Here is a 24,348-nt window from a genome sequence, read left to right as displayed (position 1 = left end):
AGGAGACTCACCGTGGCCATCCGCGTCCTACTGGTCGACGACCAGCCACTGCTGCGAACCGGGTTCCGGATGATTCTGGAGGCCGAGCAGGACATCGCGGTCGTGGGCGAGGCCGGAGACGGCCTTCAGGCTCTCGACCAGGTGCGCGCCCTCCAGCCCGATGTGGTGCTGATGGACATCCGGATGCCGCGGATGGACGGCGTGGAGGCGACCCGGCAGATCACCGGTCCCGGCCGGGACGGCCCGGCGAAGGTGCTGGTGCTGACCACGTTCGATCTCGACGAGTACGTGGTGGAGGCGCTGCGTGCGGGCGCCAGCGGCTTCCTGCTGAAGGATGCTCCGGCCAACGAGCTGGTGCAGGCGATCCGGGTGGTGGCGGGCGGCGAGGCGATGCTGGCGCCGAGCATCACGCGCCGGCTGCTGGACAAGTACGCCACGCATCTGCCGTCCGGCGAGGAGCCGGTGCCGGACACCCTGCACACGCTCACCGACCGTGAGGTGGAGGTGCTGAAGCTGGTCGCGCGGGGGTTGTCGAACGCGGAGATCGCCGCCGACCTGTTCGTCAGCGAGACCACGGTGAAGACGCATGTGGGGCATGTGCTGACCAAGCTGGGGCTGCGGGACCGGGTGCAGGCGGCGGTGTACGCGTACGAGAGCGGCCTGGTGCGGCCCGGCGCGCAGTAGGCGAAGGAAACGGCAAGGGCGCCCCCTCTCCGTGGAGAGGGGGCGCCCTTCGCGTGCTCGTGTGACCGGTCGTCAGCTGGAGCCGCGGCCGAGCTCCCACAGCTGGAGGCTGGCGGAGGAGTTGAGGGTGTAGGCGACGCCCGTGATGTCGTCGCGGGCGGCGACGAACTGCTTGCCCTGCCACAGCGGCAGCACCGGGACGTCGTCGGCGACGTCGTCCTGGATCTCGGTCAGGCTGCCGGTGGCGCTGGCCCGGTCGGCCTCGCGGCGGGATTCCGGGATCAGCGTGTTGATGATCCGGGTGTTGGCGTAGGGCGACTTGAGGAAGTTGTCCTTGTCGAGGAACGGCGCGAGGAAGTTGTCGGCGTCCGGGAAGTCGGGGAACCAGCCCATGCCGTAGACGTCGTAGTCGCCCTTGCGTTCGGCCGTCTGGTAGGTCGACCAGGGGGTGCCCTCGATGCTGACGTCGAACAGGCCGCTGTCGTTGAGCTGCTGCTTGAGGACCTCGAACTCCTGCTTGGTGGCCGGACCGTAGTGGTCGGTCGTGTAGTGCAGCGTGAGCTTCACCGGGGTGGTGATGTTCGCGGCGGTCAGCAGGTTCTTGGCCTTGGAGACGTTCGGGTCGCCGTACTTGTTGAAGAAGGAGTTGGAGTGGCCGGTCACGGAGGCCGGGACCAGCGAGTACAGCGGCTCGGCCTGCGTGCCGTACACCTTGCCGACGAGATCGTCGCGGTTGATGACCTGGGCCATGGCCTGGCGGACGGCCTTGGACTTGACCGTGGGCGCGTCGGTGTTGAAGCCGAGGTAGCGGATCTCCAGCCCGGACATCTCGACGAGGTCGACGTTGGCGTCGTCGCCGGTGTCGAGCTTCTTGATCTGGGACGGCGACATGGTGCGGGTCATCAGGTCGATGTCGCCCTTGTCGATCGCCTCGCCCATGGCGTCGGCGTCCTTGTACGAGCGCATGACGACCTGCTCGTTGTTCACCTTCACGCTGCCCTTGTAGTTCGGGTTCTTGGTGAAGGTGGCGGAGACGAGCTCGTCGTTCTTGACGTCGGCCTTGAAGGTGTAGGGGCCGGAGCCGTCGATGTCGAAGCCGTCGCGGAGCTTGTCCTTCTCGTAGTCCTTCGGGTTCACGATGCCCGCGACCGGAGTGGACAGCTTGTACGGGAAGGTGGCGTCGGCGGTCTTGAGGTGGAAGATGACCTCGCGGTCGCCCTGGGTCTCGATGGTGTCGATGTTCGAGAGGAGGGCGTAGACGCCGGTGTCGGACTTGATCCGCAGGGCGCGCTGCATGGACCACTTGACGTCCTCGGCGGTGACGGCGTTGCCGTCGGAGAACTTCAGGCCCTCGCGCAGCTTGCAGGCGTAGCGCTCGCTGCCGCTGTCGGTGAAGGAGCAGCTCTCGGCGGCGTCGGGGACCGGGTCGCCCTCGCCCTTGGGCTGACTCATCAGGGTCTGCACCGTCTGACGCAGGATGTTCCAGCCGCCGACGTCGTAGGAGTAGGCGGGATCGACCGGCGCCGGGGCGTCCTTCGTGGCGGTGAACCCGTCGGTGGTGCCGACGACGATCGCGCCGTCACTCGCGCTGCCACTGTCGGATCCACCGCACGCGGCGAGAACCGGAGTGAGCAGGCCGATCACAGCCGGCAGCACCAAAGTCTTGCGGTTCATGCTCGAAGTTCTCCAGAGCTGTTCGAGTCCGTGTATCCGGCATGCAGGGGTGTCGAAGCGGACCACGGGGGTAACGGCGATGTTCTCGCGATGAGATTAGTGCGCGCCCGCAGGAGGGCTCACAGGCGCATGAGTTGAGGTCCCATCACGCAGTGGAACCGGCTGCGGACAGACCGAAAACCCGACGGCGGCAGGATTAGTGCAGCGTCTCCCCAATCGGGACACAAGGGCGCCTGAATTCCCCCCGATCAGGGGGAAGCGGCACACCCGGGCAACGTTGTCGACCCCCGTGCACGTGGGGAACGTCACATGGGCAATGGTGGGGATGGGTATCGGAATTCAGCCGGTTGAACAGTTGCGAATTCCGTTGAATGAGCGTCGCCGGGATTTCACCCAATGCCGTTCGCACGCTGGGTGAACGGCTAGCGCATTTCCGTCATCAGTCCGCGCAGGAATGCCAGGTCGACCTCTTCCAGGGAGGTGACCACGGTGCGCCGCTCGGCCGGGGCGATGGGCGCGACGGACGGTACGGCGACCACCTGGCAGCCGGCGGCCTCGGCGGCGGCGACACCGGTCGCGGTGTCCTCGACCACCGCGCATCTGGCCGGATCCACCCCAAGGCCCGCGGCGGCGAGCAGATACGGGTCCGGATAGGGCTTGGTGCGGGAGACCTCGTCGCCGGCGACCGACAGGGCGAAGTGGTGGGGGCCCAGCGAGGTCAGGACGCGGTCGATGATGCGCCGGTGCGAGGCGGAGACCAGGGCGGTGGGGATCTGCTGTTCGTGGAGTTCGGCGAGCAGCCGCTTGGCGCCGGGCATCAGCGGCAGGACGGTGCCGATGCGCTGCTCGAAGCCGTCGTTGAGCAGCACGCTGAGTTCGGCGAGCGTGATGGCCGCTCCGGTGGCCTCGATGAGGAACCCGGCGCTGCGGGTCATGGGGCCGCCGACCACGACATGGCGCCAGGACTCGTCGAGGGTGTGGCCGAGGCGGGCGAAGATCTCGACCTCGACGTCCCACCAGAAGCCCTCGGTGTCCACCAGGGTGCCGTCCATGTCGAGGAGCACCGCCTGAAGCGCCGAGCCTTCCGCCGTACGGGTTCCGAGCGCGGGGACCGTGCTGGTCATCCACACACCTCCTTGAGGGACGACCAGGCCGGTTCCCATGCGGGGAACCGGCCTGCTGTGGACCGACCAGTGTACGACTTATCGGATCAATGTGCGGTGTGGGACACGTCTCGGTGTCGCCGTACCGTTCACCGTGCGTTGAAGTACTTCGCCTCCGGGTGGTGGATCACGATGGCGTCGGTGGACTGCTCGGGGTGCAGCTGGAACTCCTCGGACAGCTGGACGCCGATCCGCTCGGGCTGGAGCAGGTCGGCGATCTTGGCGCGGTCCTCCAGGTTCGGGCAGGCGCCGTAGCCGAGGGAGAAGCGGGCGCCCCGGTACTTCAGGGCGAACATGTCCTCGACGTCGCTCGGGTCCTCGCCGGCGAAGCCCAGCTCCGCACGGACGCGCGCGTGCCAGTACTCGGCGAGTGCCTCGGCCAACTGGACGGACAGGCCGTGCAGTTCGAGGTAGTCACGGTAGGAGTTGGCCTCGAAGAGCTTGGCGGTCCGCTCGCCGATGCGGGAGCCGACGGTGACGACCTGGAGGCCGACCACGTCCGTCTCCCCCGACTCCTCCGGGCGGAAGAAGTCGGCGAGGCACAGCCGGCGGCCGCGGCGCTGGCGCGGGAAGGTGAACCGGGTGCGCTCGTTGCCGCGTTCGTCCAGGATGATCAGGTCGTCGTCCTTGGAGACGCAGCGGAAGTAGCCGTAGACCACGGCCGCTTCCAGCAGGTTCTCGGTCTGGAGCTGGTCCAGCAGGCCGCGCAGCCGGGGGCGGCCGTCGGTCTCGACGAGTTCCTCGTATGTGGGTCCCTCGCCGGTGCGGGCCTGCTTGAGGCCCCACTGGCCCTTGAAGAGGGCGCCCTCGTCGAGCCAGCTCGCGTACTCCTTGAGCTGGACGCCCTTGATGACGCGGGTGTCCCAGAACGGCGGGGTGGGCACCGGGTTGTCGACGGCGACGTCGGAGCGGACGTGGCCCTCCTCGGGCCGCTCCTCGGCCTCGACGGTGGCGGTCGGCCGCACCCGACGCTGCTTCAGTTCCGGCAGGCTGGCGCCGGGCACTCCGCGCTTGACGCCGATGAGCGCGTCCATCAGGCGCAGGCCCTCGAAGGCGTCGCGGGCGTAGCGGACCTCGCCCTCGTAGATCTCGTACAGGTCCTGCTCGACGTAGGCGCGGGTGAGGGCGGCGCCGCCCAGGATCACCGGGTAACTGGCCGCCAGGCCGCGCTGGTTGAGCTCCTCCAGGTTCTCCTTCATGATCACCGTGGACTTGACCAGCAGACCGGACATGCCGATGACGTCGGCCCGGTGCTCGTCGGCGGCCTCCAGGATCGCGGAGACGGGCTGCTTGATGCCGAGGTTGACGACGTTGTAGCCGTTGTTGGACAGGATGATGTCGACGAGGTTCTTGCCGATGTCGTGGACGTCGCCGCGCACGGTGGCGAGCACGATGGTGCCCTTGCCCTCGGCGTCCGACTTCTCCATGTGCGGTTCGAGGTAGGCGACCGCGGACTTCATGACCTCGGCGGACTGGAGGACGAACGGCAGTTGCATCTGGCCGGAGCCGAACAGCTCGCCGACGACCTTCATGCCGTCCAGCAGGGTCTCGTTGACGATCTCCAGGGCGGGGCGGTCCTGGAGGGCCGCGTCCAGGTCGGCCTCCAGGCCGTTCTTCTCGCCGTCGATGATGCGGCGCTTGAGGCGCTCCTCCAGCGGGAGGGCGGCCAGTTCCTCGGCCTTGCCGGCCTTGAGGGACTTGGCGGTGGCGCCCTCGAAGAGGGCCATCAGCTTCTGGAGCGGGTCGTAGCCCTCGGTGCGGCGGTCGTGGACGAGGTCGAGGGCGGTCTGCACCTCCTCCTCGGAGAACCGGGCGATCGGCAGGATCTTGCTCGCGTGCACGATCGCCGAGTCCAGGCCCGCCTTGACGCACTCGTCGAGGAAGACGGAGTTCAGCAGGATGCGGGCGGCCGGGTTGAGGCCGAAGGAGATGTTGGACAGACCGAGCGTGGTCTGGACATCCGGGTGGCGGCGCTTGAGTTCGCGGATCGCCTCGATGGTGGCGATGCCGTCGCCCCGGGACTCCTCCTGGCCGGTGCAGATGGTGAAGGTCAGGGTGTCGATGAGGATGTCCGACTCGTGGATGCCCCAGTTCCCGGTCAGGTCCTCGATCAGCCGTTCGGCGATCTCGACCTTCTTCTCGGGGGTGCGGGCCTGGCCCTCCTCGTCGATGGTCAGCGCGATCAGCGCGGCGCCGTGCTCGCGCGCCAGCTTGGTGACCTTGGCGAAGCGGGACTCCGGGCCGTCGCCGTCCTCGTAGTTGACGGAGTTGATGACGGCGCGGCCGCCGAGCTTCTCCAGGCCGGCCTGGATGACGGGGACCTCGGTGGAGTCCAGGACGATCGGCAGCGTGGAGGCGGTGGCGAAACGGCCGGCCAGCTCCTGCATGTCGGCGACGCCGTCCCGGCCCACGTAGTCCACGCAGAGGTCCAGCATGTGGGCGCCCTCGCGGATCTGCTCGCGGGCCATCTCCACACAGTCGTCCCAGCGGGCCTCCAGCATGGCCTCGCGGAACTTCTTGGAACCGTTGGCGTTGGTGCGCTCGCCGATGGCCAGGTACGAGGTGTCCTGGCGGAAGGGGACGGTCTGGTAGAGGGAGGCGGCGCCGGGCTCGGGGCGCGGGCTGCGCTCGGGCGGGGTGACGTCCCGGACCCGCTCGACGACCTGGCGCAGGTGCTCGGGGGTGGTGCCGCAGCAGCCGCCGATGAGGGAGAGGCCGTAGTCCCGTACGAAGGTCTCGTGGGCGTCGGCCAGTTCGGAGGGGCTGAGCGGGTAGCTGGCGCCGTCCTTGCCGAGGACGGGCAGGCCGGCGTTGGGCATGCACGACAGCGCGATCCGGGAGTGCCGGGAGAGGTAGCGCAGGTGCTCGCTCATCTCGGCGGGGCCGGTGGCGCAGTTCATGCCGATCATGTCGATGCCGAGCGGCTCCAGCGCGGTGAGCGCGGCGCCGATCTCGGAGCCCAGCAGCATGGTGCCGGTCGTCTCGACGGTGACGGAGACGATGATCGGGACGTCCAGGCCGGCGACCTCGCGGGCGCGGTGGGCGCCGATCACGGCGGCCTTGGTCTGGAGCAGGTCCTGGGTGGTCTCCACGATCAGCGCGTCCGCGCCGCCCGCGATCAGGCCCTCGGCGTTCTGCTGGAAGGCGTCGCGGATCGTGGTGTACCCGATGTGACCGAGGGTGGGCAGCTTGGTGCCGGGGCCGATGGAGCCGAGCACCCAGCGCTGGCGGCCGTCGCGGGCGAGATAGCCGTCGGCGGTCTCGCGGGCGATCCGGGCGCCCGCCTCGGAGAGTTCGTGGACGCGCTCGGGGATGTCGTACTCGGCCATCGCCGCGTAGTTGGCGCCGAAGGTGTTGGTCTCGACGCAGTCCACGCCCGCGTCGAAGTACGCCTCGTGGACCGAGCGGACGATGTCGGGTCGGGTCAGGTTCAGGATCTCGTTGCAGCCCTCTAGCTGCTGGAAGTCGTCGAGGGTGGGGTCCTGAGCCTGGAGCATGGTGCCCATGGCTCCGTCGGCGACCACCACACGGGTGGCGAGCGCCTCTCGGAGCGCGGACACGCGGGTCCGGCTGTCGGCGGAAGGGGACGGCGGCAACGAGGCCATGAAGGGGCTCCCTTGGATGCGACGGCTGTCGGCTATGCGGTCCGCCGGGCCGGGCCCGGCCACGGACGCACTGCGCCAGCCTAACCGGGTGTGGGCTTGGATGGGCAGGGCGTCCATGTGGCGGACGGGTGAGGGGCTGGTGAGCCGCCGGATGGGCGAGTATGTCGCCCACCACGGCGTCCGCGCCGCGCACGGGAACCGCACGTGAGGTGGGCCGCGGGGACCACACGTGCGGTGGGCGCGGACCACGCCTGGTGTAACAGGTGTCGACCGACCATTAGCGGAGAGTCGACGTGGACCGGTAGTGTTCGACATTGCCGAACGACGGTTACGGCAGTCTTACGGCGAGGGTCGTAGGGGACGGAGGCAGGACTGCGATGGCACGGAACATCCAGTCGCTCGAACGGGCGGCCGCGATGCTGCGGCTGCTCGCGGGCGGCGAGCGACGGCTCGGCCTGTCCGACATCGCCTCGTCACTGGGTCTGGCCAAGGGCACGGCACACGGCATACTGCGCACCCTCCAGCAGGAGGGCTTCGTCGAGCAGGACGACGCCTCGGGGCGCTACCAGCTGGGCGCCGAGCTGCTGCGGCTCGGCACCACCTATCTGGACGTGCACGAGCTGCGGGCCCGGGCGCTGGTGTGGACGGACGACCTGGCCCGCTCCAGCGGGGAGAGCGTCTACCTGGGCGTTTTCCATCAGCAGGGCGTGCTGATCGTGCACCACGTGTTCCGGCCCGACGACAGCCGGCAGGTGCTGGAGATCGGGGCGATGCAGCCGCTGCACTCCACGGCTCTCGGCAAGGTGCTGTCGGCCTACGACCCGGTGGCGCACAGCGAGGCCCTGGAGGCCGACCGCAAGCCCTTCACCGACCGTACGACCTGCGACCTGGACGCTTTCGAACACGTTCTGGACATCACGCGCGCGCGAGGATACGCGGCGGACGTGGAGGAGACCTGGGAGGGCGTGGCCTCGGTGGCGGCCCCGATCCACGACCGGCGGCGCATGCCGGTGGGCGCGGTGGGCATCACGGGCGCCGTGGAGCGGCTGGGCAAGGACGGGGAACTGCGGCCGGAGCTGATCGCCGCGGTGCGGGACTGCGCCCGCGCGGTGTCGCGGGACCTGGGCGCGGGACGGTTCTGACCGCGCGCCACTGATCACCCCCTGAGGCCGGTCCGCCTGTCGGCGGACCGGCCTCAGTCGTACTCTGATGTGGACAAAACAGAACAAAAGTGGAGTTCAGCGGGGCTGCCGCCGCACATCCGGCCCAGGATCCCGACAAAGATCGACAACTCACGGCAATCAATAACGATCGCGCTTTCGGTAACAGAACTCTTGACGCACGTGTAACGCCGGGGCGAGACTCCCGTCCATCGGTCGGCATTGTCGAACACCTACCGGCAATACGCGCTAGAGTGTGACAACGCCAAGGGCCGGATTCGCTCTCACCCACGAGGGCGCCAACACCCCGAAGGGACTCGGGGTTCGGCTTCCCTGGACGAAGGACAAAGGAGTCGCGGGTGTCCAGCTCCGACATCTTCATCGGCGAGACCATCGGTACCGCCATACTCATCCTGCTCGGCGGCGGTGTGTGCGCCGCCGTCACGCTCAAGGCCTCCAAGGCCCGTAACGCCGGCTGGCTCGCCATCGCCTTCGGTTGGGGCTTCGCCGTCATGACGGCGGTCTACATCTCCGGACCGCTGTCCGGCGCCCATCTCAACCCGGCCGTCACCGTCGCCCTCGCGATCAAGAACAGCGACTGGAGCAACGTTCCGGTCTACTTCGCCGGCCAGCTGCTCGGCGCGCTGATCGGCGCGACCCTGGTGTGGGTCGCCTACTACGGCCAGTTCCACGCGCACCTGACCGACAAGGAGATCGTCGGCGGTCCGGGCGCGCAGGCCACCACGGCCAAGGCCGTCGAGGCACAGGAGAAGGGCGCCGGCCCGGTCCTCGGCATCTTCTCCACCGGCCCCGAGATCCGGAACGTGGTGCAGAACCTCGCCACGGAGATCATCGGCACCGTCGTGCTGATCCTGGCGGTCCTCACCCAGGGCCTCAACGACAAGGGCAACGGCCTCGGTGTGCTGGGCGGACTGATCACCGCCCTGGTGGTCGTCTCCATCGGTCTCTCGCTCGGCGGCCCGACGGGGTACGCCATCAACCCGGCCCGTGACCTCGGCCCGCGTATCGTGCACGCGCTGCTCCCCCTGCCCAACAAGGGCGGTTCCGACTGGAGCTACGCCTGGATCCCGGTGGTCGGTCCGCTGATCGGCGGAGCGATAGCCGCAGGCATCTACAACGTCGCCTTTGCTTAGAAGCAGACCTCCGCTGAAGCAGCAGACGTACCGCCACACACCACGGATCTTGAGGAGCACACAGTGACCGACGCCCACACCGCAGGCCCCTTCATCGCCGCGATCGACCAGGGCACGACCTCCAGCCGCTGCATCGTCTTCGACAAGGACGGCCGTATCGTCTCGGTCGACCAGAAGGAGCACGAGCAGATCTTCCCCAAGCCGGGCTGGGTCGAGCACAACGCCAACGAGATCTGGACCAACGTCCAGGAAGTCGTCGCCGGAGCCGTCCAGAAGGCCGGCATCACCCGCGACGACATCAAGGCCATCGGCATCACCAACCAGCGCGAGACCACCGTGCTGTGGGACAAGAACACCGGTGAGCCCGTCTACAACGCCATCGTCTGGCAGGACACCCGCACCGACGCCCTCTGCCGCGAGCTCGGCCGCAACGTCGGCCAGGACCGCTTCCGCCGCGAGACCGGCCTGCCGCTGGCCTCCTACTTCGCCGGCCCCAAGGCCCGCTGGCTGCTCGACAACGTCGACGGCCTCAAGGAGCGCGCCGAGGCGGGCGACATCCTCTTCGGCACCATGGACACCTGGGTCATCTGGAACCTGACCGGCGGTGTCGACGGGGGCCGCCACGTGACCGACGTCACCAACGCCTCCCGCACCATGCTGATGAACCTGCACACCACGCAGTGGGACGAGAAGATCGCCGAGTCCATCGGTGTGCCGCTGCAGATCCTGCCCGAGATCCGCTCCTCCGCCGAGGTCTACGGCGAGGTCACCGGCGGTCCCCTGGGCGAGCTGCTCGGCGGCATCCCGGTCGCCTCCGCGCTCGGCGACCAGCAGGCGGCCCTGTTCGGCCAGACCTGCTTCTCCGAGGGCGAGACCAAGTCGACCTACGGCACCGGCACCTTCATGGTGATGAACACCGGTGACAAGATCATCAACTCCTACGCGGGTCTGCTGACCACCGTCGGCTACAAGATCGGCGACCAGCCGACCGTGTACGCGCTGGAGGGCTCGATCGCCGTCACCGGCTCGCTGGTGCAGTGGATGCGCGACCAGATGGGCCTGATCTCCACCGCGGCCGAGATCGAGACGCTCGCGCTCTCGGTCGAGGACAACGGCGGCGCCTACTTCGTGCCGGCCTTCTCCGGTCTGTTCGCCCCGCACTGGCGTTCCGACGCCCGCGGTGTGATCGCCGGCCTGACCCGGTACGTCACCAAGGCGCACCTGGCCCGCGCCGTCCTGGAGGCCACCGCCTGGCAGACCCGCGAGATCGCGGACGCCATGGTGAAGGACTCCGGCGACGAGCTGGTGGCCCTCAAGGTCGACGGTGGCATGACCGCCAACAACCTGCTGATGCAGCAGCTCGCCGACGTCCTCGACGCACCGGTGGTGCGCCCGATGGTCGCGGAGACCACCTGCCTCGGCGCCGCCTACGCCGCCGGCCTCGCCGTCGGCTTCTGGTCCAGCACCGACGAACTGCGCGCCAACTGGCGCCGGGCCGCCGAGTGGACCCCCCGCATGGACGCGGAGACCCGCGACCGTGAGTACAAGAACTGGCTCAAGGCCGTCGACCGGACCATGGGCTGGATCGACGACGAGAGCTGACGAGAGCGAGCGCGCTCTCACGATCGAGCTCTGACGAGGAGTAAGAACCCGACATGACCAGTCAGTCCACCCTGCAGTCCGTACCTGCCCTGGGAACGCACCCGGCCTCCGGCTCGCTTCCGAGCCGGGCCGAGACCAGGGAGCAGCTCTCCAAGGCGTCGTACGACCTTCTTGTGATCGGCGGCGGCATCCTGGGCATCTCCACCGCCTGGCACGCCGCGCAGTCCGGCCTCAGGGTGGCCCTGGTCGACGCCGGCGACTTCGCCGGCGCCACCTCCTCCGCCTCCTCCAAGCTCCTCCACGGCGGTCTGCGCTACCTGCAGACCGGCGCGGTGAAGCTGGTGGCGGAGAACCACTTCGAACGCCGTGCGGTCTCCCGCCAGGTGGCCCCCCACCTGGCGAACCCGCTCACGTTCTACCTCCCCGTGTACAAGGGCGGTCCGCACGGCGCGGCGAAGCTCGGGGCGGGCGTCTTCGCCTACTCCGCGCTCTCCGCGTTCGGTGACGGCGTCGGCCACCTGCTCTCGCCCGCGCGGGCGCAGCGGGACGTGCCGGAGCTGCGCACCGAGAACCTCAAGGCCGTGGCCGTGTACGGCGACGACCAGATGAACGACGCGCGCATGGCGCTGATGACGGTCCGCGCGGCCGTCGAGGCGGGCGCGGTCGTCCTCAACCACGCCCAGGTCACCGGCCTGCGCTTCACCAAGGGCCGGGTGACCGGCGCCGACCTCAAGGACGCGGTCTCCGGCGAGGAGTTCGGCGTCAACGCCCGGCTGGTGCTCAACGCGACCGGCCCCTGGGTCGACCACCTGCGCCGGATGGAGGACCCGAACGCGGCCCCGTCCATCCGCCTGTCGAAGGGCGCGCACCTGGTCCTGAAGCGGACGGCCCCGTGGAAGGCCGCCCTCGCGACCCCCATCGACAAGTACCGGATCACCTTCGCCCTCCCCTGGGAGGACATGCTCCTGCTCGGCACCACCGACGAGGAGTACGAGGGCGACCCGGCGGACGTCTCCGTCACCGAGAAAGACATCAACCAGATCCTGGACGAGGCCGCGTTCTCGGTCCGGGACCAGCAGCTCCAGCGCGACCTGATCACCTACTCCTTCGCGGGCCTGCGGGTGCTGCCGGGCGGCCCCGGCGACACCGCCAAGGCCAAGCGGGAGACCGTGGTCACCGAGGGCAGGGGCGGCATGCTGTCCGTCGCGGGCGGCAAGTGGACCACCTTCCGGCACATCGGCCGTACGGTGATGGAGAAGCTGGAGGCGCTGCCGGGGCACCCGCTGGGCGACGACTTCGAGCCGATCGCCTCGCTGCCGAAGAAGCTGCCGCTGCCCGGCGTCGCCAACCCCCGTGCGGTCGCCCACCGGCTGCTGGTGGACAACCCGGCCCCCGGCCCGCGCATGGCCGCCGACACGGCCAAGCACCTGGCCACCCACTACGGTTCGCTGGCCTTCGACATAGCCCGGCTCGCCAACGAGCACCCGGAGCTGGCCGAGCGGGTCCACCCGGACGCCCCGGAGATCTGGGCGCAGGTCGTGTGGGCCCGGGACAACGAGTGGGCCGAGACGACGGACGACGTGCTGCGCCGCCGTACCACCCTGACGATCCGCGGCCTGGCCACGGACGACGTCAAGGCCAGGGTCCAGGACCTGCTCGACAAGAAGTGACCCGCCGCGAGGCGGACGAGATACGGGCGGTGCGCCGGGTCCCCTGACCGGTCCGGCAGCCGCTGGAGTCCCGGCCCCGCCGTACCGGGGGCGGGTCTGCGAGGGGGCGGCTCCTCTCCCCTAGGGAGCCGCCCCCTTCGCGCGCCCGTTGTCAGTGCCGGGTGCTTCCATGGACGCATGAACACCGATCAGGCGGATCCGGCCGAACTGGCGGCCCTGCGCGAGGCGTTCGGCGTGGCCGAGGGCGGCGCGTCGGCGCTCGGCTGGGAGGGGGTGCACGCGTTCGAGGCGAAACACGGGGTGGTGCTGCCGGAGCCGTACCGCACGTTCGTGGCGGAGCTGGCCGACGGCTCCTGCCAGGGGCCGCCGGAGTACGGCCTGTGGGAGCTGGCGATGGCCGCCGAGTGCCAGCAGCCCGGGCTGCCGTTCCCGCTCACCCGGGGCTGGATCTGGGAGGACGACTCCTGCGACGACCCCGAGGAGCAGGACGCGGCGATCGTGCGGGTCGCCCACCACGGTTCGATATCGCTGGGCACCGACGGCTGCGGCATGCACTGGCATCTGGTCGTCAACGGCGCGCACCGGGGCCACATATGGCTGATCACCGGCGAGGGCGCGCTGCCGTTCGGCGCGGAGTTCGGGTTCACCACGGCCGAGCCGGGCTTCACCGGCTGGGTGCGGCACTGGGCGGCCGGCCGGGAGTGGTTCGACGCGGAGTGAGGCCGCCGCCCGGACGAACGATGTCCCGCGCTTAGGCCGCTCCCCCGGCGGCACGCGGTCGCCGGGGCGTACGCGACACTCCTGATGTTCCGTTCGCTCTCGCTGGAGTCGCCGTATGACGCAGGACCTGCTGCCCATCACCCGGATACCGCGCTCGGGGCTGCCGGCCCACGCGATCGTGGTCGGGGACCCGGCGCGGGCGGCGGCGGTGGCCGCGCTGCTCGACGGCGCCGACGAGGTGTCGTACCACCGCGAGTACCGGGTGTTCGGCGGCAGTTGGCAGGGGCTGCCGGTGGCGGTGGCCTCGCACGGGGTGGGGGCGCCGGGGGCGATCCTGCTGTTCCAGGAGATGGCCGACGCGGGGGTGACCACCTTTCTGCGGTTCGGTACAGCGGGGGCGATGAAGCCCGGCATCAAGGACGGTGACCTGGTCATCGCGGAGGCGGCCGTCCGCGACGACGGGGTGACCCAGCAGTTGCTGCCGCCCGAGTATCCGGCGTACTCCTCGCCGGAGGCGGTGTTCGCGCTCCAGCGGGCCGCGCGGGAGGCCGGCGCGCCGTACCACCGGGGTGTGGTGTGGACCCGGGCGGCCTTCCAGCCGGGCCTGCTGCCGCTGTTCTCCTACCGGGGTGCGGGGCTCGCCGCGATCGAGATGGAGCTGTCCGCGCTGCTGGTGACGGCCTCGCTGCGCGGACTGGTCGCGGGCGGGATCGTGGTCGTCGACGGGGTCAACGCCGACGAGCTGGTCGACGCGGAGGCCACCGGTGGGTACGACCCGCACCGGGAGGTCGTCGCGGCCGGTGTCGAACGCGGTGCGGTGGTGTCCCTGGAGGCGCTGCGGCTGCTGGCGGCGGAGAGCGGGGCGCTCACCGCTCCCGGCCGGTGCCCGGCACCACGGTCTGCCCCGGCCTGACCAGGTCGCATAATGTGGCTGAGACATCGGATGTCTCAGCGACAAGGAGGCCGGTATGGCAGTCACCGATGAGGCGATCGAGAAGATCAAGGACATGATCGTCTCCGGTGCGCTGCGCCCCGGTGACCGGTTGCCGAAGGAGAGCGAACTCGCCGCCGAACTCGGCCTGTCCCGCAACTCGTTGCGGGAGGCGGTGCGGGCTCTGTCGCTGATCCGGATCCTGGACGTACGGCAGGGCGACGGCACCTATGTCACCAGCCTGGACCCGCAACTGCTCCTGGAGGCGATGAGCTTCGTCGTCGACTTCCACCGCGACGACACGGTCCTGGAGTTCCTCGCGGTGCGCCGGATCCTGGAGCCGGCCGCCACCGCGATGGCCGCCTCCCGGATCAGCGAGCAGCAACTGGACGCGCTGGCGGCACAGTTGAACGCGCTGGGTGCCGCGCCGTCGGTGGAGGAGCTGGTCGCCTGCGACCTGGAGTTCCACCGGGGCATCGTGCAGAGCTCCGGGAACTCGGTGCTCTGCTCGCTGCTCGACGGGCTGTCCGGGCCGACCACCCGGGCCCGGATCTGGCGCGGGCTGACCCAGGAGGACGCGGTCGCCCGGACCCTGCGCGAGCACCGGGCGATCCTGGCCGCGCTGCGCGACCGGGACGCGGAGGCGGCCCGCTCCTGGGCGACCGTGCACATCGCGAGCGTGGAGCAGTGGCTGCGCAGCAGTCTGTGAAGCGCTTACTACCCGTGAGCGGTTACTCGCCGAATCGGGGTGTTCGAGGGTGGCGAACGGGGCAGTGATCCGTTCACTCCCCCGTGCAAGGGGGCTGCGGGCGCCCCCGCCGGACGCCGTAAGGTTGGGGCGTACGCGAGGGTACGTCGGAAGGAGGCGCTGGGTGATCGAGCTGGAGGGGGTTCCCGAGCTGATCGACCCAGTCATGGTGGCCGCGTTCGAGGGCTGGAACGATGCCGGCGACGCCGCCTCCACCGCGGTCGCGCATCTGGAGCGGGAATGGAAGGGCGAGGTGTTCGCGGCCCTGGACGCCGAGGACTACTACGACTTCCAGGTGAACCGCCCCACGGTGTGGATGGACGCCGGCGTGCGCAAGATCACCTGGCCGACCACACGGCTGTCGGTGGTCCGGGTCGGCGGCGACAAGCCGCGGGACCTGGTGCTGGTGCGGGGCATCGAGCCGTCCATGCGCTGGCGCTCGTTCTGCAACGAGCTGCTCGGCTTCGCCCATGAGCTGGGCGTGGAACTGGTGGTCGTCCTGGGCGCCCTGCTCGGTGACACCCCGCACACGCGTCCGGTGCCGGTCAGCGGGGTCACGTCCGACCCGGACCTGGCCCAGCGGATGGACCTGGAGGAGACCAAGTACGAGGGTCCGACGGGCATCGTCGGCGTCCTCCAGGAGGCCTGCACACACGCGGGCGTCCCGGCGGTCTCGCTCTGGGCGGCCGTCCCGCACTACGTCTCCCAGCCGCCCAACCCGAAGGCCACGCTGGCGCTGCTGAACCGCCTGGAGGACCTGCTCGACCTGCGGATCCCGCTGGGCGAGCTGCCCGAGGACGCGCGCGCCTGGCAGGTCGGGGTGGACCAGCTGGCCGCCGAGGACACCGAGGTCGCGGAGTACGTGCAGACGCTGGAGGAGGCCCGGGACACCGCCGAGCTGCCGGAGGCGTCGGGCGAGGCGATCGCCCGTGAGTTCGAGCGCTATCTGCGGCGCCGGGATGTGAACCCGCCGCCCGGCGGGCACGCCACGGCGGACGGCACCGACAGCGCGTCGTACCTGCGGGACAGCCCGAGCGGCAAGACCCGGCCGCCCAGACCGCCGAAGCCCGACACGCCCGGGAACACGGGGAATCCCGCGGACGCCGACGGCTCCGCGGACTCCGATGAGGACCTGGGCCCGGAGGGCGAGGACACCTCCGAGGACTGAACGAAGGCTGGACGAGGGGCGGTACGCGTGATGCGTACCGCCCCTTCTTCATGCCACGGCTCAGGCGTCGACCGCGGTGACGGAGTACGTCGTGCCGGGCGTCGGCGCGGTCGTGAAGCGGGCGTTGGGCAGATAGAGCCGGCCGCCGTACGCGGCGACCGTGGTCGGGACGTCGAAGGCCGGGTCGGTGATGCGCCGCTGGAAGACCCCGCTGCGGCCGTCCGGGGCCAGCCGGAAGACGTCGATGGCGTTCTGCCGGTTCTGTACGGCGTACAGCGTGCGCCCGCGGACCAGCAGGCCGTCGCCGTTGCCGAGCGGGGCCGCGTCGCCCAGGTCGACGGTCGCGGTGACCCCGGTGCGCGGGTCGACGCGGTGCAGCAGGCCGACCCCGGCCTGGACGACGAGGAGTGCGGAGCCGTCGGGGGTCCGGGCGATTCCGTTGGCGTTGATGGCACCGTCGGTCGACTGGGTCCAGTCGCCGCTGAGCGGCAGCCGTACGACGTCCTCGGTGGCCGGGAGTTCGCCGCCCCGGCCGAGCGGGAGGCCGTAGAGCACCGGCTGGTAGGACTCGGTGAACCAGGCGGCGCGCGGGGTCAGCACGACGTCGTTGGCGAAGCTCGGGGTGGCGGTGGCGGTGGCGAGGGGGTAGGAGGCGAGGGTCTCGCCGCTGCGGGCGTCGACCACCCGGGCGCCGAAACCGCGCGCGGCCACGAACAGCCGTCCGCGGGCGTCGAGTTTGAGGCCGACGGCGGGGGTGCCGGGACCGGTGGAGATCACCTTGCCGGTGCCGGTGCGCAGGTCGGCGCGGTAGATGGAGCCGTCGGCGAGGGAGCCGAGGTAGGCGTAGGGGGCGGCACCGATGGTGATGCCCTCGGGTTGCCAGCCGTTCGGGAGGGGGACGGAGGTGGGCGCTGCCGCTTGCGCGTGGGGGCCGAGGGCGAGAGCGCCGAAAGTTGCCGTGCCGAGGGTGAGCAGTCGGCGTCGGCTTAAGGGGTGGGCCACGGGGTGCCTTCCGCGTGGGGGACCGGCAGTTGGCCGGTCCGTTCGGTCAACTGACCGTGACAGCCCACCACATGGGTCACATGGAGCACACTCGCGTGGGGTGATCGACAGGGTTTCGACAGGTGGGGGGTGCGCGTCGAATACCGGCCCCGCGCCGGTGGGGGCTGAGCGCGCAGTCCCCCGCGCCCCTGAAAGACAAAGACAGGGGCGCGGGAAATGGCGCTTCTTAGAGGGCCACACCCAGCAGGGCGTCCACGGCCCGCGACACCACACCCGGCGCGCCCGTGTCCGTGCCGCCCTGTTCCTCCTGTACGGCTGCCCAGCGGTCCACCGCGGCCAGTGCCGCCGGGGCGTCCAGGTCGTTGGACAGGGCCTCGCGGATCTCCTCCACCAGGGACTCGGCGGGCGGGCCGTCCGGGCGGGAGACCGCCGCGCGCCAGCGGTCCAGCCGGGCCACCGCATCGGCCAGGACCTGGTCGGTCCACTCCCAGTCGGCGCGGTAGTGGTGGGAGAGCAGGGAGAGGCGGATGGCGGCCGGGTCGACGCCGTCGCGGCGCAACTGGGAGACGAAGACCAGGTTGCCCTTGGACTTGGACATCTTCTCGCCGTCGAGGCCGACCATGCCGGCGTGGACGTACGCCTTGGCCATCGGGAACTCGCCGGTGAGCACCTGGGCGTGCGAGGCGCCCATCTCGTGGTGCGGGAAGGCGAGGTCGGAGCCGCCGCCCTGGACGTCGAAGGTCATGCCGAGGTGGTCGAGGGCGATGGCCACGCACTCGATGTGCCAGCCCGGACGGCCGCGGCCGAGGGAGCCGCCGTCCCAGCTCGGTTCGCCCTCGCGGGCGGCCATCCACAGCATCGGGTCGAGCGGGTTCTTCTTGCCGGGGCGGTCGGGGTCGCCGCCGCGCTCGGCGGACAGCAGCCGCATGGCGGCGGCGTCGAGACGGGAGACCTTGCCGAAGTGGGGGTCGGACTCGACGGAGAAGTAGATGTCGCCTTCGAGTTCGTAGGCGGCGCCGAGGTCGCGCAGCCGCTCGACCAGCGGCACGATGCCGGGTATCGCCTCGACCGCGCCTATGTAGTGCTGCGGCGGCAGCATCCGCAGGGCGGTCATGTCCTCGCGGAAGAGGGTCGTCTCCTGCTCGGCGAGGGCGACCCAGTCGACGCCGTCGCGCTCGGCGCGCTCCAGGAGCGGGTCGTCGACGTCCGTCACGTTCTGGACGTAGTGCACCTGCCGCTTGGTGTCGAGCCACACACGCTGAACGAGGTCGAACGCGTTGTAGGTCGCCGCGTGCCCCATGTGGGTGGCGTCGTACGGAGTGATGCCGCAGACATAGATTCGGGCGACGGGACCGGGGTCGAGGGTGACCGGACCGCCGGTCGCGGTGTCGTGGATCCTCAGGTCGCGGCCCTGACCAGGCAGGGCGGGGACCTCGGAAGCGGGCCAGGCATGCATGTACATGAGCGTAACCGGACCCGAGTTCGGTATACGAACCGGACCAGGCCAGATGACCGGGAAGGCACTCTTGATCTTGCGTCCGCGATGTGCTGCGGGCCGGTCACACGGGCGGCCAGGGGATGGCCGGCCACTCTCCGCTGGGTTCCGGGTGCTTTCCGGTGGTGAGCAGCGCGTCGACACGCACGCGCGTGGCGTCGAGTTCGGCGGCGGTGATCAGCTCGGCCAGCCGGGCCCCCAACGTCCCGCCGAGGGCCTCACGGAGCCCCTTGAGGGCCTCGACGGCCTCTGAGGTGAGCGGCTCCCCCGCCCAGCCCCACAGCAGGGTGCGCAGCTTGTTGTCGACGTTGAAGGTGACCCCGTGGTCGATGCCGTACAGGCGCCCGTCGGCGGTGGGCAGCAGGTGGCCGCCCTTGCGGTCGGCGTTGTTGATCACGGCGTCGAGGACGGCGAGCCGGCGCAGCCGCTCGTCGTCGGCGTGCACCAGCAGCGCGGTCTTCCCCTCCCCGACCTCGGCGAACCCGATCGCCTTCCAGCCCGGCTCCGGTTCCTCCGCGTCGACCAGGGCGAGCAGATCGGCGCTCTCGGGGTCGATGTCGACCCACAGCTGGCACATGCCCTCGCCGTAGGGCCCGTCGCGCAGCACGGTGGGCGGGACCAGGTCCCAGCCGGTGGCCGCGGCGACCTCGTAGGCGGCGACCTCGCGCTGGGCGAGGGTGCCGTCGGGGAAGTCCCACAGCGGGCGTTCCCCGGCGACCGGCTTGTAGACGCAGGACGCTTCCTCGCCGTCGTGCGCGACCGCGCAGAACAGCGCCGCGTTGGAGGCGTCGCGGATGCGGCCGCGTACCTTCAGCTCACCGTGGACGAGCAGTTCGGCGGGGGTCACGCTCCGCGGCGGTATCCGTTCTGGCGCGGACATACGTGTCCTTCCGGGTCGAGCGGGAGGCTGCACAGCGGGCACGGCGGCCGCCCGGCGTTGACGACGTCGAGGGCGCGCTTGCAGAAGGCCCTGGCCTGCGCGCCGGTCAGCCGGACCCGCAGCATCGGGGGCCCGTTCTCCTCGTCCTGCAGGAGCCGCTCCTCGGCCTCGGCGAGGTCCTCGTCGGAGTCGGCGTCCAGTTCCACGAGCGCCTGCGCCTCGACGATCATGCGCTCTTCCTCGCCGTCCCAGGCGAGCGCCATGGTACCGACGCGGAACTCCTCCTCGACGGGGGTGTCCAGCGGGGCGCTGTCGGCGACCTCGGTGGGTGCGACGGCGGGGACGGCCGCGTTCCCGCCGCTGCGCCGGACCACCTCGTCGAGGAGTTCGTCCATGCGTTCGGCGAGCGCGGCGACCTGGGTCTTCTCCAGGGCCACGCTGGTCGTCCGGGGGCCGGCCGTGGCCTGGAGGAAGAACGTACGGCGTCCGGGCAGTCCGACCGTGCCCGCGACGAAGCGGTCCGGCGGATCGTAGAGGAACACCTGACGGGACACGTCCTGTCTCCATGGGAATCGAGAGTGCGTGGGCTCGGAAGGGCTGACCGTGCGGGTTGCCGGTCGGCGACTACGTGGATCGCTTCACCCTACTGCGGCTGACGATCACGGCGCGCCGGCACCGCCACCGACCGGGGCGTCTTCCCCGGGAGGTTCCTCGCGGGGGGCAAGGGAGGCGAAATCTCCGGTGTCCCCGAGACGAACGAGAAACGGCCGCAGGCGGGTGTAACGGATCGCGGTGATGGAACACGGTTCGACGGAGATCCGCTGGAAGAGGTCGAGATGCAGGCCGAGCGCGTCCGCGACGAGCGACTTGATGATGTCGCCGTGCGAGCACATCAGGTAGACCGCGTCGGAGCCGTGGTCGCGCTCCACGCGCGCGTTCCACTCGCGTACGGCCTCGGCGGCGCGGGTCTGCATGGCGCGCATGGACTCCCCGCCCGGGAAGGCGGCCGCCGACGGGTGCGCCTGCACCACCTCCATCAGCGGCTCGTCCTTGAGCTCGGCGAGCTTGCGGCCGGACCAGTCGCCGTAGTGGGCCTCCCCGATCCGCTCGTCGGTGTGGGCGGTGAGCTCCGGGCGGGCGTCCAGCAGCGGGCGGATAGTCTCCTGGCAGCGCTCCAGGGGGCTGGCGACGACCTCGGAGATCGGCAGCCCGGCGAGCCGGCCGGGCAGCGCGGCGGCCTGGGCGGCGCCGCGCTCGTCGAGGGTGACGCCGGGCGTCCAGCCGGCGAGCAGCCCGGAGGTGTTGGCGGTGGACCGTCCGTGCCTTACGAGGATCAGCGTGGGCATGCGGCCCAGGGTAGGCGTTTGGCCGGCGAAGGGGTGCGCCGGTGTCGAGGGGCCGAACGCGCCCGCCGCTTCGGGGCTCCGTGCGTTCGGCACCTCGACGCCGACCGGGGCGGCCCGGAGGCGGAGAACGTCACGGAATGCGGTGCGGGCCGGGCGACGGGACAATACTCTCCGTGATCGTCGACTGTGCCATCTACCGGGACGGGGAGCGGACGGAGACACCGCAGGACTTCTCCGACGCCCTCGCGGAGGCACGCGCGCGTGGCGACAGTTTTCTCTGGATCGGCCTGTACGAGCCGACGGAGCACGAGTTCGACCTGGTCACCGACGAGTTCGGGCTGCATCCGCTGGCCGTCGAGGACGCCCTTACCGCCCACCAGCGGCCCAAGCTGGAGGTGTACGACGACTCGCTGTTCGTCGTCCTGAAGCCGGTGACGTACGAGCCGCAGAGCGACACGGTGACCTCCGGAGAGCTGATGATCTTCATCGGGGACTCCTTCGTGGTCACGGTGCGCCACGGGACGCCCTCGCCGCTCGGGGACATCCGGCGCCACCTCGAAGAGCAGCACGAGCTGCTCAAACACGGGCCGACGGGGGTGCTGTACTCGATCTCCGACGCGGTCGTCGACAACTACCTGGAGGTCGCGACCGAGCTCCAGAACGACCTGGAGGAGCTGGAGACCGAGGTGTTCTCGCCGAGCGGCGGCGGCTCCCGGCACACCGCGTCGCGGATCTACACCTTCAAGCGGCAGATCCTGGAGTTCCGCCGGGCCACCGTGCCGCTGGCCTTGCCCATGACCAAGCTGGCGGGGGTGGGCCCGTACGGCAGCGGTCTGACGGTGCCCTTCGTGCGCGAGGACGCCCGCCCCTTCTTCCGGGACGTCAACGACCACCTCCTGCGCGTGAACGAGGGCGTGGAGGCCCTGGACCGGCTGGTGTCGGACGTCCTCAGCGCCCATCTCGCGCAGATGAGTGTGCGGCAGAACGACGACATGCGGAAGATCTCCGCGTGGGCGGCCATGGCGGCGGTCCCCACGCTGATCGCGGGGATCTACGGCATGAACTTCGACCACATGCCCGAGCTGCACTGGCTCTGGGGATACCCGGCGGTGATCCTGGTCATGGCCGCCCTGGAGCTGGTGCTGTTCCGGCTGTTCAAGCGCCGCGGCTGGATGTGAGGCGCCGCGGCGGCCGGCACCCTCCTCCTGCTCAGGCGAGCTCGGGGGCGGGGGTGGCGGGGCCGCCCAGGGCGTTCCTGCGCTCCGGCATCCGCAGCGAGACCATCCGGCGCCAGCCGGCGGCGCGCTCGTAGGCGTAGACGGCGTGGATGCCGAACGCGAGCAGCGCGGACCTGCCCTTCGGCCAGCCGAGGATGCGGCCCATGCGGGCCATGACGGCGAGACTGACGTCCCGGTGGATCCGGATCTCCGCGAGCGCGCACTCCCGCAGGGTGCGCTGGATGGCGCGGCCGTGCCCGGCGGCGGCGAACCGCAGCAGTTCCTCGTGGCAGTAGGCGAGGTGGTTGTCCTCGTCCTCGGAGATCATCCGCACCGCACGGCCGAGGTCCGGGTGGTCGGCGAAGTGCCTGCGCAGCAGCTCCATCTGCTCCGAGGCGCGCTGCTCGGTGACCCGGCTGTGGGCGAGGTAGGTGACGATGTCCTGCTCGGTGAGCGGCCGGTCGGCCCGGAGCCTGTCGTGGGCCAGCCCGATGCCGTGCCGCTCCAGGAGCACCGTGTAGTCGGTGTCGGGCGGGACCGGGACGGGGGTGAGCCCGCGCTTCTTCAGGAGGGCGTTGAAGATCCGCCCGTGCTTGTCCTCGTCGGCGCCATGGCGGGTGATCTTGGGGGCGAGGTCGCGTTCGCCGCGCGGTACCAGTGCGGCGATCCGGGCGTTCTCCCAGCCGCCCTGCGACTCCCCGCTGGCCGCGATGGAGCAGAAGAGCCGGAAGGACTCGTCGTTGTCGACGATCTCCAGGAAGAGACTCTTGGCCGAAAGCATCGTGGGCACCCCTCCGGAGAACTCACCAGACCCCCAGAGAACGAGTCAAATGCCGCATCCGGGCAGCTGCAACAGCTGTGCGGACGAACTCGGCCGAAAGGAGGAGCACCGGGGTCACGCCGGGGGCGTAACCGCGCGGGCGCGGGCGCGTTGTTCTGCGTGACGGCCGTGGCGGGGAAGACCCCCGAGCCCCCACCACGGCCGCGGACTTCTCTCTCGCCGAGGCGCCTACGCGAGCCCGGCGCGCTCCAGGGCCTCGGCGCCGGCCCGCAGCGAGGCGAGCCGCTCGTCCAGGGCGAACCCGGCGGGCGCGAGGGAGAGCGTGGTGACGCCGGCGGCCGCGTAGGCCTTCATCCGGTCGGCGATCCGGTCCACGGAACCCAGCAGCGTGGTCTGGTCGATCAGCTCCTGCGGTACGGCGGCAGCGGCCCCGTTCTTGTCCCCGGACAGGTACTTGTCCTGGATCTCGGCGGCCTCCCGCTCGTAGCCCATGCGCTGGGCGAGCTGGTTGTAGAAGTTCTGCTTGCGGCTGCCCATGCCGCCGACGTACAGCGCGGTGTACGGCCGGAAGGTGTCGGCGAGCGTGGCCACGTCCTTGTCGTCACCGAGGGCGAGCGGCAGCGTCGGGCAGATGTCGAACCCGTCGAGGGTCCGGCCGGCCTTCTCCCGCCCCGCGCGCAGGTACTTGACGGCCGTCTCCTCCAGGTGCTCGGCGGAGGGGAAGATCAGCAGCGCGCCGTCGGCGATCTCACCGGTCTGCTCCAGGTTCTTCGGCCCGATGGCGGCGATGTAGACCGGGATGTGCTCGCGCTCCGGGTGCACGGTCAGCTTGATCGGCTTGCCGGGACCGCCCGGCAGCGGCAGCGTCCAGTGCTCGCCCTCGTACGACAGCCGCTCGCGGCTCATCGCCCTGCGCACGATCTCCACGTACTCGCGGGTGCGGGAGAGCGGCTTGTCGAACTTGACGCCGTACCAGCCCTCGGAGACCTGCGGCCCGGAGACGCCGAGGCCGAGCCGGAAGCGGCCCTTGGAGAGCGAGTCGAGCGTCGCGGCGGTCATCGCGGTCATCGCGGGCTGCCGGGCCGGGATCTGGAAGATGGCCGAGCCGACGTCGATACGCTCGGTCTGCGCGGCGACCCAGCTGAGCACGGTGGCGGCGTCGGAGCCGTAGGCCTCGGCGGCCCAGCACACGGCGTACCCGAGCCGCTCGGCCTCCTGCGCCACGGCCAGATTGTCCCCGTCCATCCCGGCACCCCAGTAGCCGAGGTTGATCCCGAGCTTCATGGCCGATCCCCTTACCGATCAGTAACGTCGCTGTTGCGGAGACCTTAGCGCGGCGATTTTCTGT

Annotated in this window: 20 protein-coding genes; 10 read left to right on the top strand and 10 right to left on the bottom strand. The window is 70.4% G+C overall.

From position 1 onward, the window contains the following. The first annotated feature begins 12 nt into the window (after positions 1-12). On the top strand, positions 13-684 hold the full coding sequence (locus tag ACGFZQ_RS21140; protein ID WP_020939010.1) for a response regulator transcription factor: 672 nt from the start codon (positions 13-15) through the stop codon (positions 682-684). 72 nt (positions 685-756) lie between these two features. On the opposite strand, the gene ACGFZQ_RS21135 is transcribed toward ACGFZQ_RS21140, so the two are convergent. The 3 genes from ACGFZQ_RS21135 to metH form a co-directional block, all read right to left on the bottom strand. Next, positions 757-2,358 (bottom strand): ABC transporter substrate-binding protein, encoded by a 1,602-nt coding sequence (locus ACGFZQ_RS21135; RefSeq protein ID WP_393841613.1) that lies wholly within the window; start codon positions 2,356-2,358, stop codon positions 757-759. Between the two features lie 422 nt (positions 2,359-2,780). Then, on the bottom strand, positions 2,781-3,482 hold the full coding sequence (locus ACGFZQ_RS21130; protein ID WP_393841612.1) for an HAD family hydrolase: 702 nt from the start codon (positions 3,480-3,482) through the stop codon (positions 2,781-2,783). Positions 3,483-3,610: 128 nt separating this feature from the next. Continuing rightward, a complete protein-coding gene (gene metH, locus ACGFZQ_RS21125) occupies positions 3,611-7,126 on the bottom strand; it encodes a methionine synthase (RefSeq protein ID WP_393841611.1) in 3,516 nt (1,171 codons plus the stop codon). A gap of 377 nt (positions 7,127-7,503) precedes the next feature. Between metH and ACGFZQ_RS21120 the strand changes: the two genes are divergently transcribed. The 8 genes from ACGFZQ_RS21120 (at position 7,504) to ACGFZQ_RS21085 (ending at position 16,279) form a co-directional block, all read left to right on the top strand. Then, on the top strand, positions 7,504-8,268 hold the full coding sequence (locus tag ACGFZQ_RS21120; protein ID WP_393841610.1) for an IclR family transcriptional regulator: 765 nt from the start codon (positions 7,504-7,506) through the stop codon (positions 8,266-8,268). 377 nt (positions 8,269-8,645) lie between these two features. Continuing rightward, positions 8,646-9,440, top strand: coding sequence for an MIP/aquaporin family protein (locus ACGFZQ_RS21115; RefSeq protein ID WP_351739849.1), 795 nt, complete (start codon positions 8,646-8,648; stop codon positions 9,438-9,440). A gap of 63 nt (positions 9,441-9,503) precedes the next feature. Then, on the top strand, positions 9,504-11,042 hold the full coding sequence (glpK, locus tag ACGFZQ_RS21110; RefSeq protein ID WP_351739851.1) for a glycerol kinase GlpK: 1,539 nt from the start codon (positions 9,504-9,506) through the stop codon (positions 11,040-11,042). A 53-nt stretch (positions 11,043-11,095) separates the two neighbouring features. Further along, positions 11,096-12,712: a glycerol-3-phosphate dehydrogenase/oxidase gene (locus tag ACGFZQ_RS21105; RefSeq protein ID WP_351739854.1), complete on the top strand. Its 1,617-nt coding sequence runs from the start codon at positions 11,096-11,098 to the stop codon at positions 12,710-12,712. A 177-nt stretch (positions 12,713-12,889) separates the two neighbouring features. Beyond that, positions 12,890-13,432: an SMI1/KNR4 family protein gene (locus tag ACGFZQ_RS21100; RefSeq protein ID WP_393841609.1), complete on the top strand. Its 543-nt coding sequence runs from the start codon at positions 12,890-12,892 to the stop codon at positions 13,430-13,432. 115 nt (positions 13,433-13,547) lie between these two features. Next, positions 13,548-14,345 (top strand): nucleoside phosphorylase, encoded by a 798-nt coding sequence (locus ACGFZQ_RS21095; RefSeq protein ID WP_393841608.1) that lies wholly within the window; start codon positions 13,548-13,550, stop codon positions 14,343-14,345. 55 nt (positions 14,346-14,400) lie between these two features. After that, positions 14,401-15,072, top strand: a complete 672-nt coding sequence (locus ACGFZQ_RS21090) for a FadR/GntR family transcriptional regulator (RefSeq protein ID WP_351739862.1) — start codon at positions 14,401-14,403, stop codon at positions 15,070-15,072. Between the two features lie 163 nt (positions 15,073-15,235). Further along, positions 15,236-16,279: a PAC2 family protein gene (locus ACGFZQ_RS21085; protein WP_351739864.1), complete on the top strand. Its 1,044-nt coding sequence runs from the start codon at positions 15,236-15,238 to the stop codon at positions 16,277-16,279. Between the two features lie 60 nt (positions 16,280-16,339). Here ACGFZQ_RS21085 and ACGFZQ_RS21080 read toward each other — a convergent pair whose 3' ends face one another. The 5 genes from ACGFZQ_RS21080 to ACGFZQ_RS21060 all read right to left on the bottom strand — a co-directional run bounded on the left by ACGFZQ_RS21080 (position 16,340) and on the right by ACGFZQ_RS21060 (position 21,002). Next, the gene (locus ACGFZQ_RS21080; protein WP_393841607.1) at positions 16,340-17,281 is read right to left on the bottom strand and encodes an SMP-30/gluconolactonase/LRE family protein; all 942 of its coding nucleotides are present in this window, start codon (positions 17,279-17,281) and stop codon (positions 16,340-16,342) included. Positions 17,282-17,507: 226 nt separating this feature from the next. Next, complete coding sequence (gene mshC / locus ACGFZQ_RS21075) at positions 17,508-18,737, bottom strand: cysteine--1-D-myo-inosityl 2-amino-2-deoxy-alpha-D-glucopyranoside ligase (protein ID WP_393841606.1); 1,230 nt, start codon at positions 18,735-18,737, stop codon at positions 17,508-17,510. 103 nt (positions 18,738-18,840) lie between these two features. Next, entirely contained in the window at positions 18,841-19,656 is an 816-nt protein-coding gene (locus ACGFZQ_RS21070) for an SCO1664 family protein (protein WP_393841605.1), read from the bottom strand. Then, positions 19,620-20,210 carry a DUF3090 domain-containing protein gene (locus ACGFZQ_RS21065; protein ID WP_351739875.1) on the bottom strand — a complete coding sequence of 197 codons (591 nt, stop codon included), beginning with the start codon at positions 20,208-20,210 and terminating at the stop codon, positions 19,620-19,622. The genes ACGFZQ_RS21070 and ACGFZQ_RS21065 overlap by 37 nt, the downstream gene beginning before the upstream one ends. Before the next feature lie 105 nt (positions 20,211-20,315). Further along, positions 20,316-21,002, bottom strand: a complete 687-nt coding sequence (locus ACGFZQ_RS21060; RefSeq protein ID WP_351739878.1) for a histidine phosphatase family protein — start codon at positions 21,000-21,002, stop codon at positions 20,316-20,318. A gap of 173 nt (positions 21,003-21,175) precedes the next feature. Here ACGFZQ_RS21060 and corA point away from each other — a divergent pair, with 173 nt between their 5' ends. Continuing rightward, positions 21,176-22,180 (top strand): magnesium/cobalt transporter CorA, encoded by a 1,005-nt coding sequence (gene corA, locus ACGFZQ_RS21055; protein ID WP_393841604.1) that lies wholly within the window; start codon positions 21,176-21,178, stop codon positions 22,178-22,180. A gap of 31 nt (positions 22,181-22,211) precedes the next feature. Here the strand turns inward: corA and ACGFZQ_RS21050 are convergent, their stop codons facing one another. Together ACGFZQ_RS21050 and ACGFZQ_RS21045 are read right to left on the bottom strand one after the other, a co-directional pair. After that, positions 22,212-23,000: a ferritin-like domain-containing protein gene (locus ACGFZQ_RS21050; RefSeq protein ID WP_393841603.1), complete on the bottom strand. Its 789-nt coding sequence runs from the start codon at positions 22,998-23,000 to the stop codon at positions 22,212-22,214. Between the two features lie 228 nt (positions 23,001-23,228). Next, positions 23,229-24,284, bottom strand: coding sequence for an LLM class F420-dependent oxidoreductase (locus ACGFZQ_RS21045; RefSeq protein WP_382535335.1), 1,056 nt, complete (start codon positions 24,282-24,284; stop codon positions 23,229-23,231). Positions 24,285-24,348 lie beyond the last annotated feature (64 nt).

Origin of the sequence: Streptomyces sp. NPDC048254, assembly GCF_043201895.1 — a bacterium.
Lineage (GTDB): Bacteria > Actinomycetota > Actinomycetes > Streptomycetales > Streptomycetaceae > Streptomyces.
The sequence above is the reverse complement of the archived record's forward strand: the minus strand, read 5'-3'. Positions and strand labels throughout refer to the sequence as shown.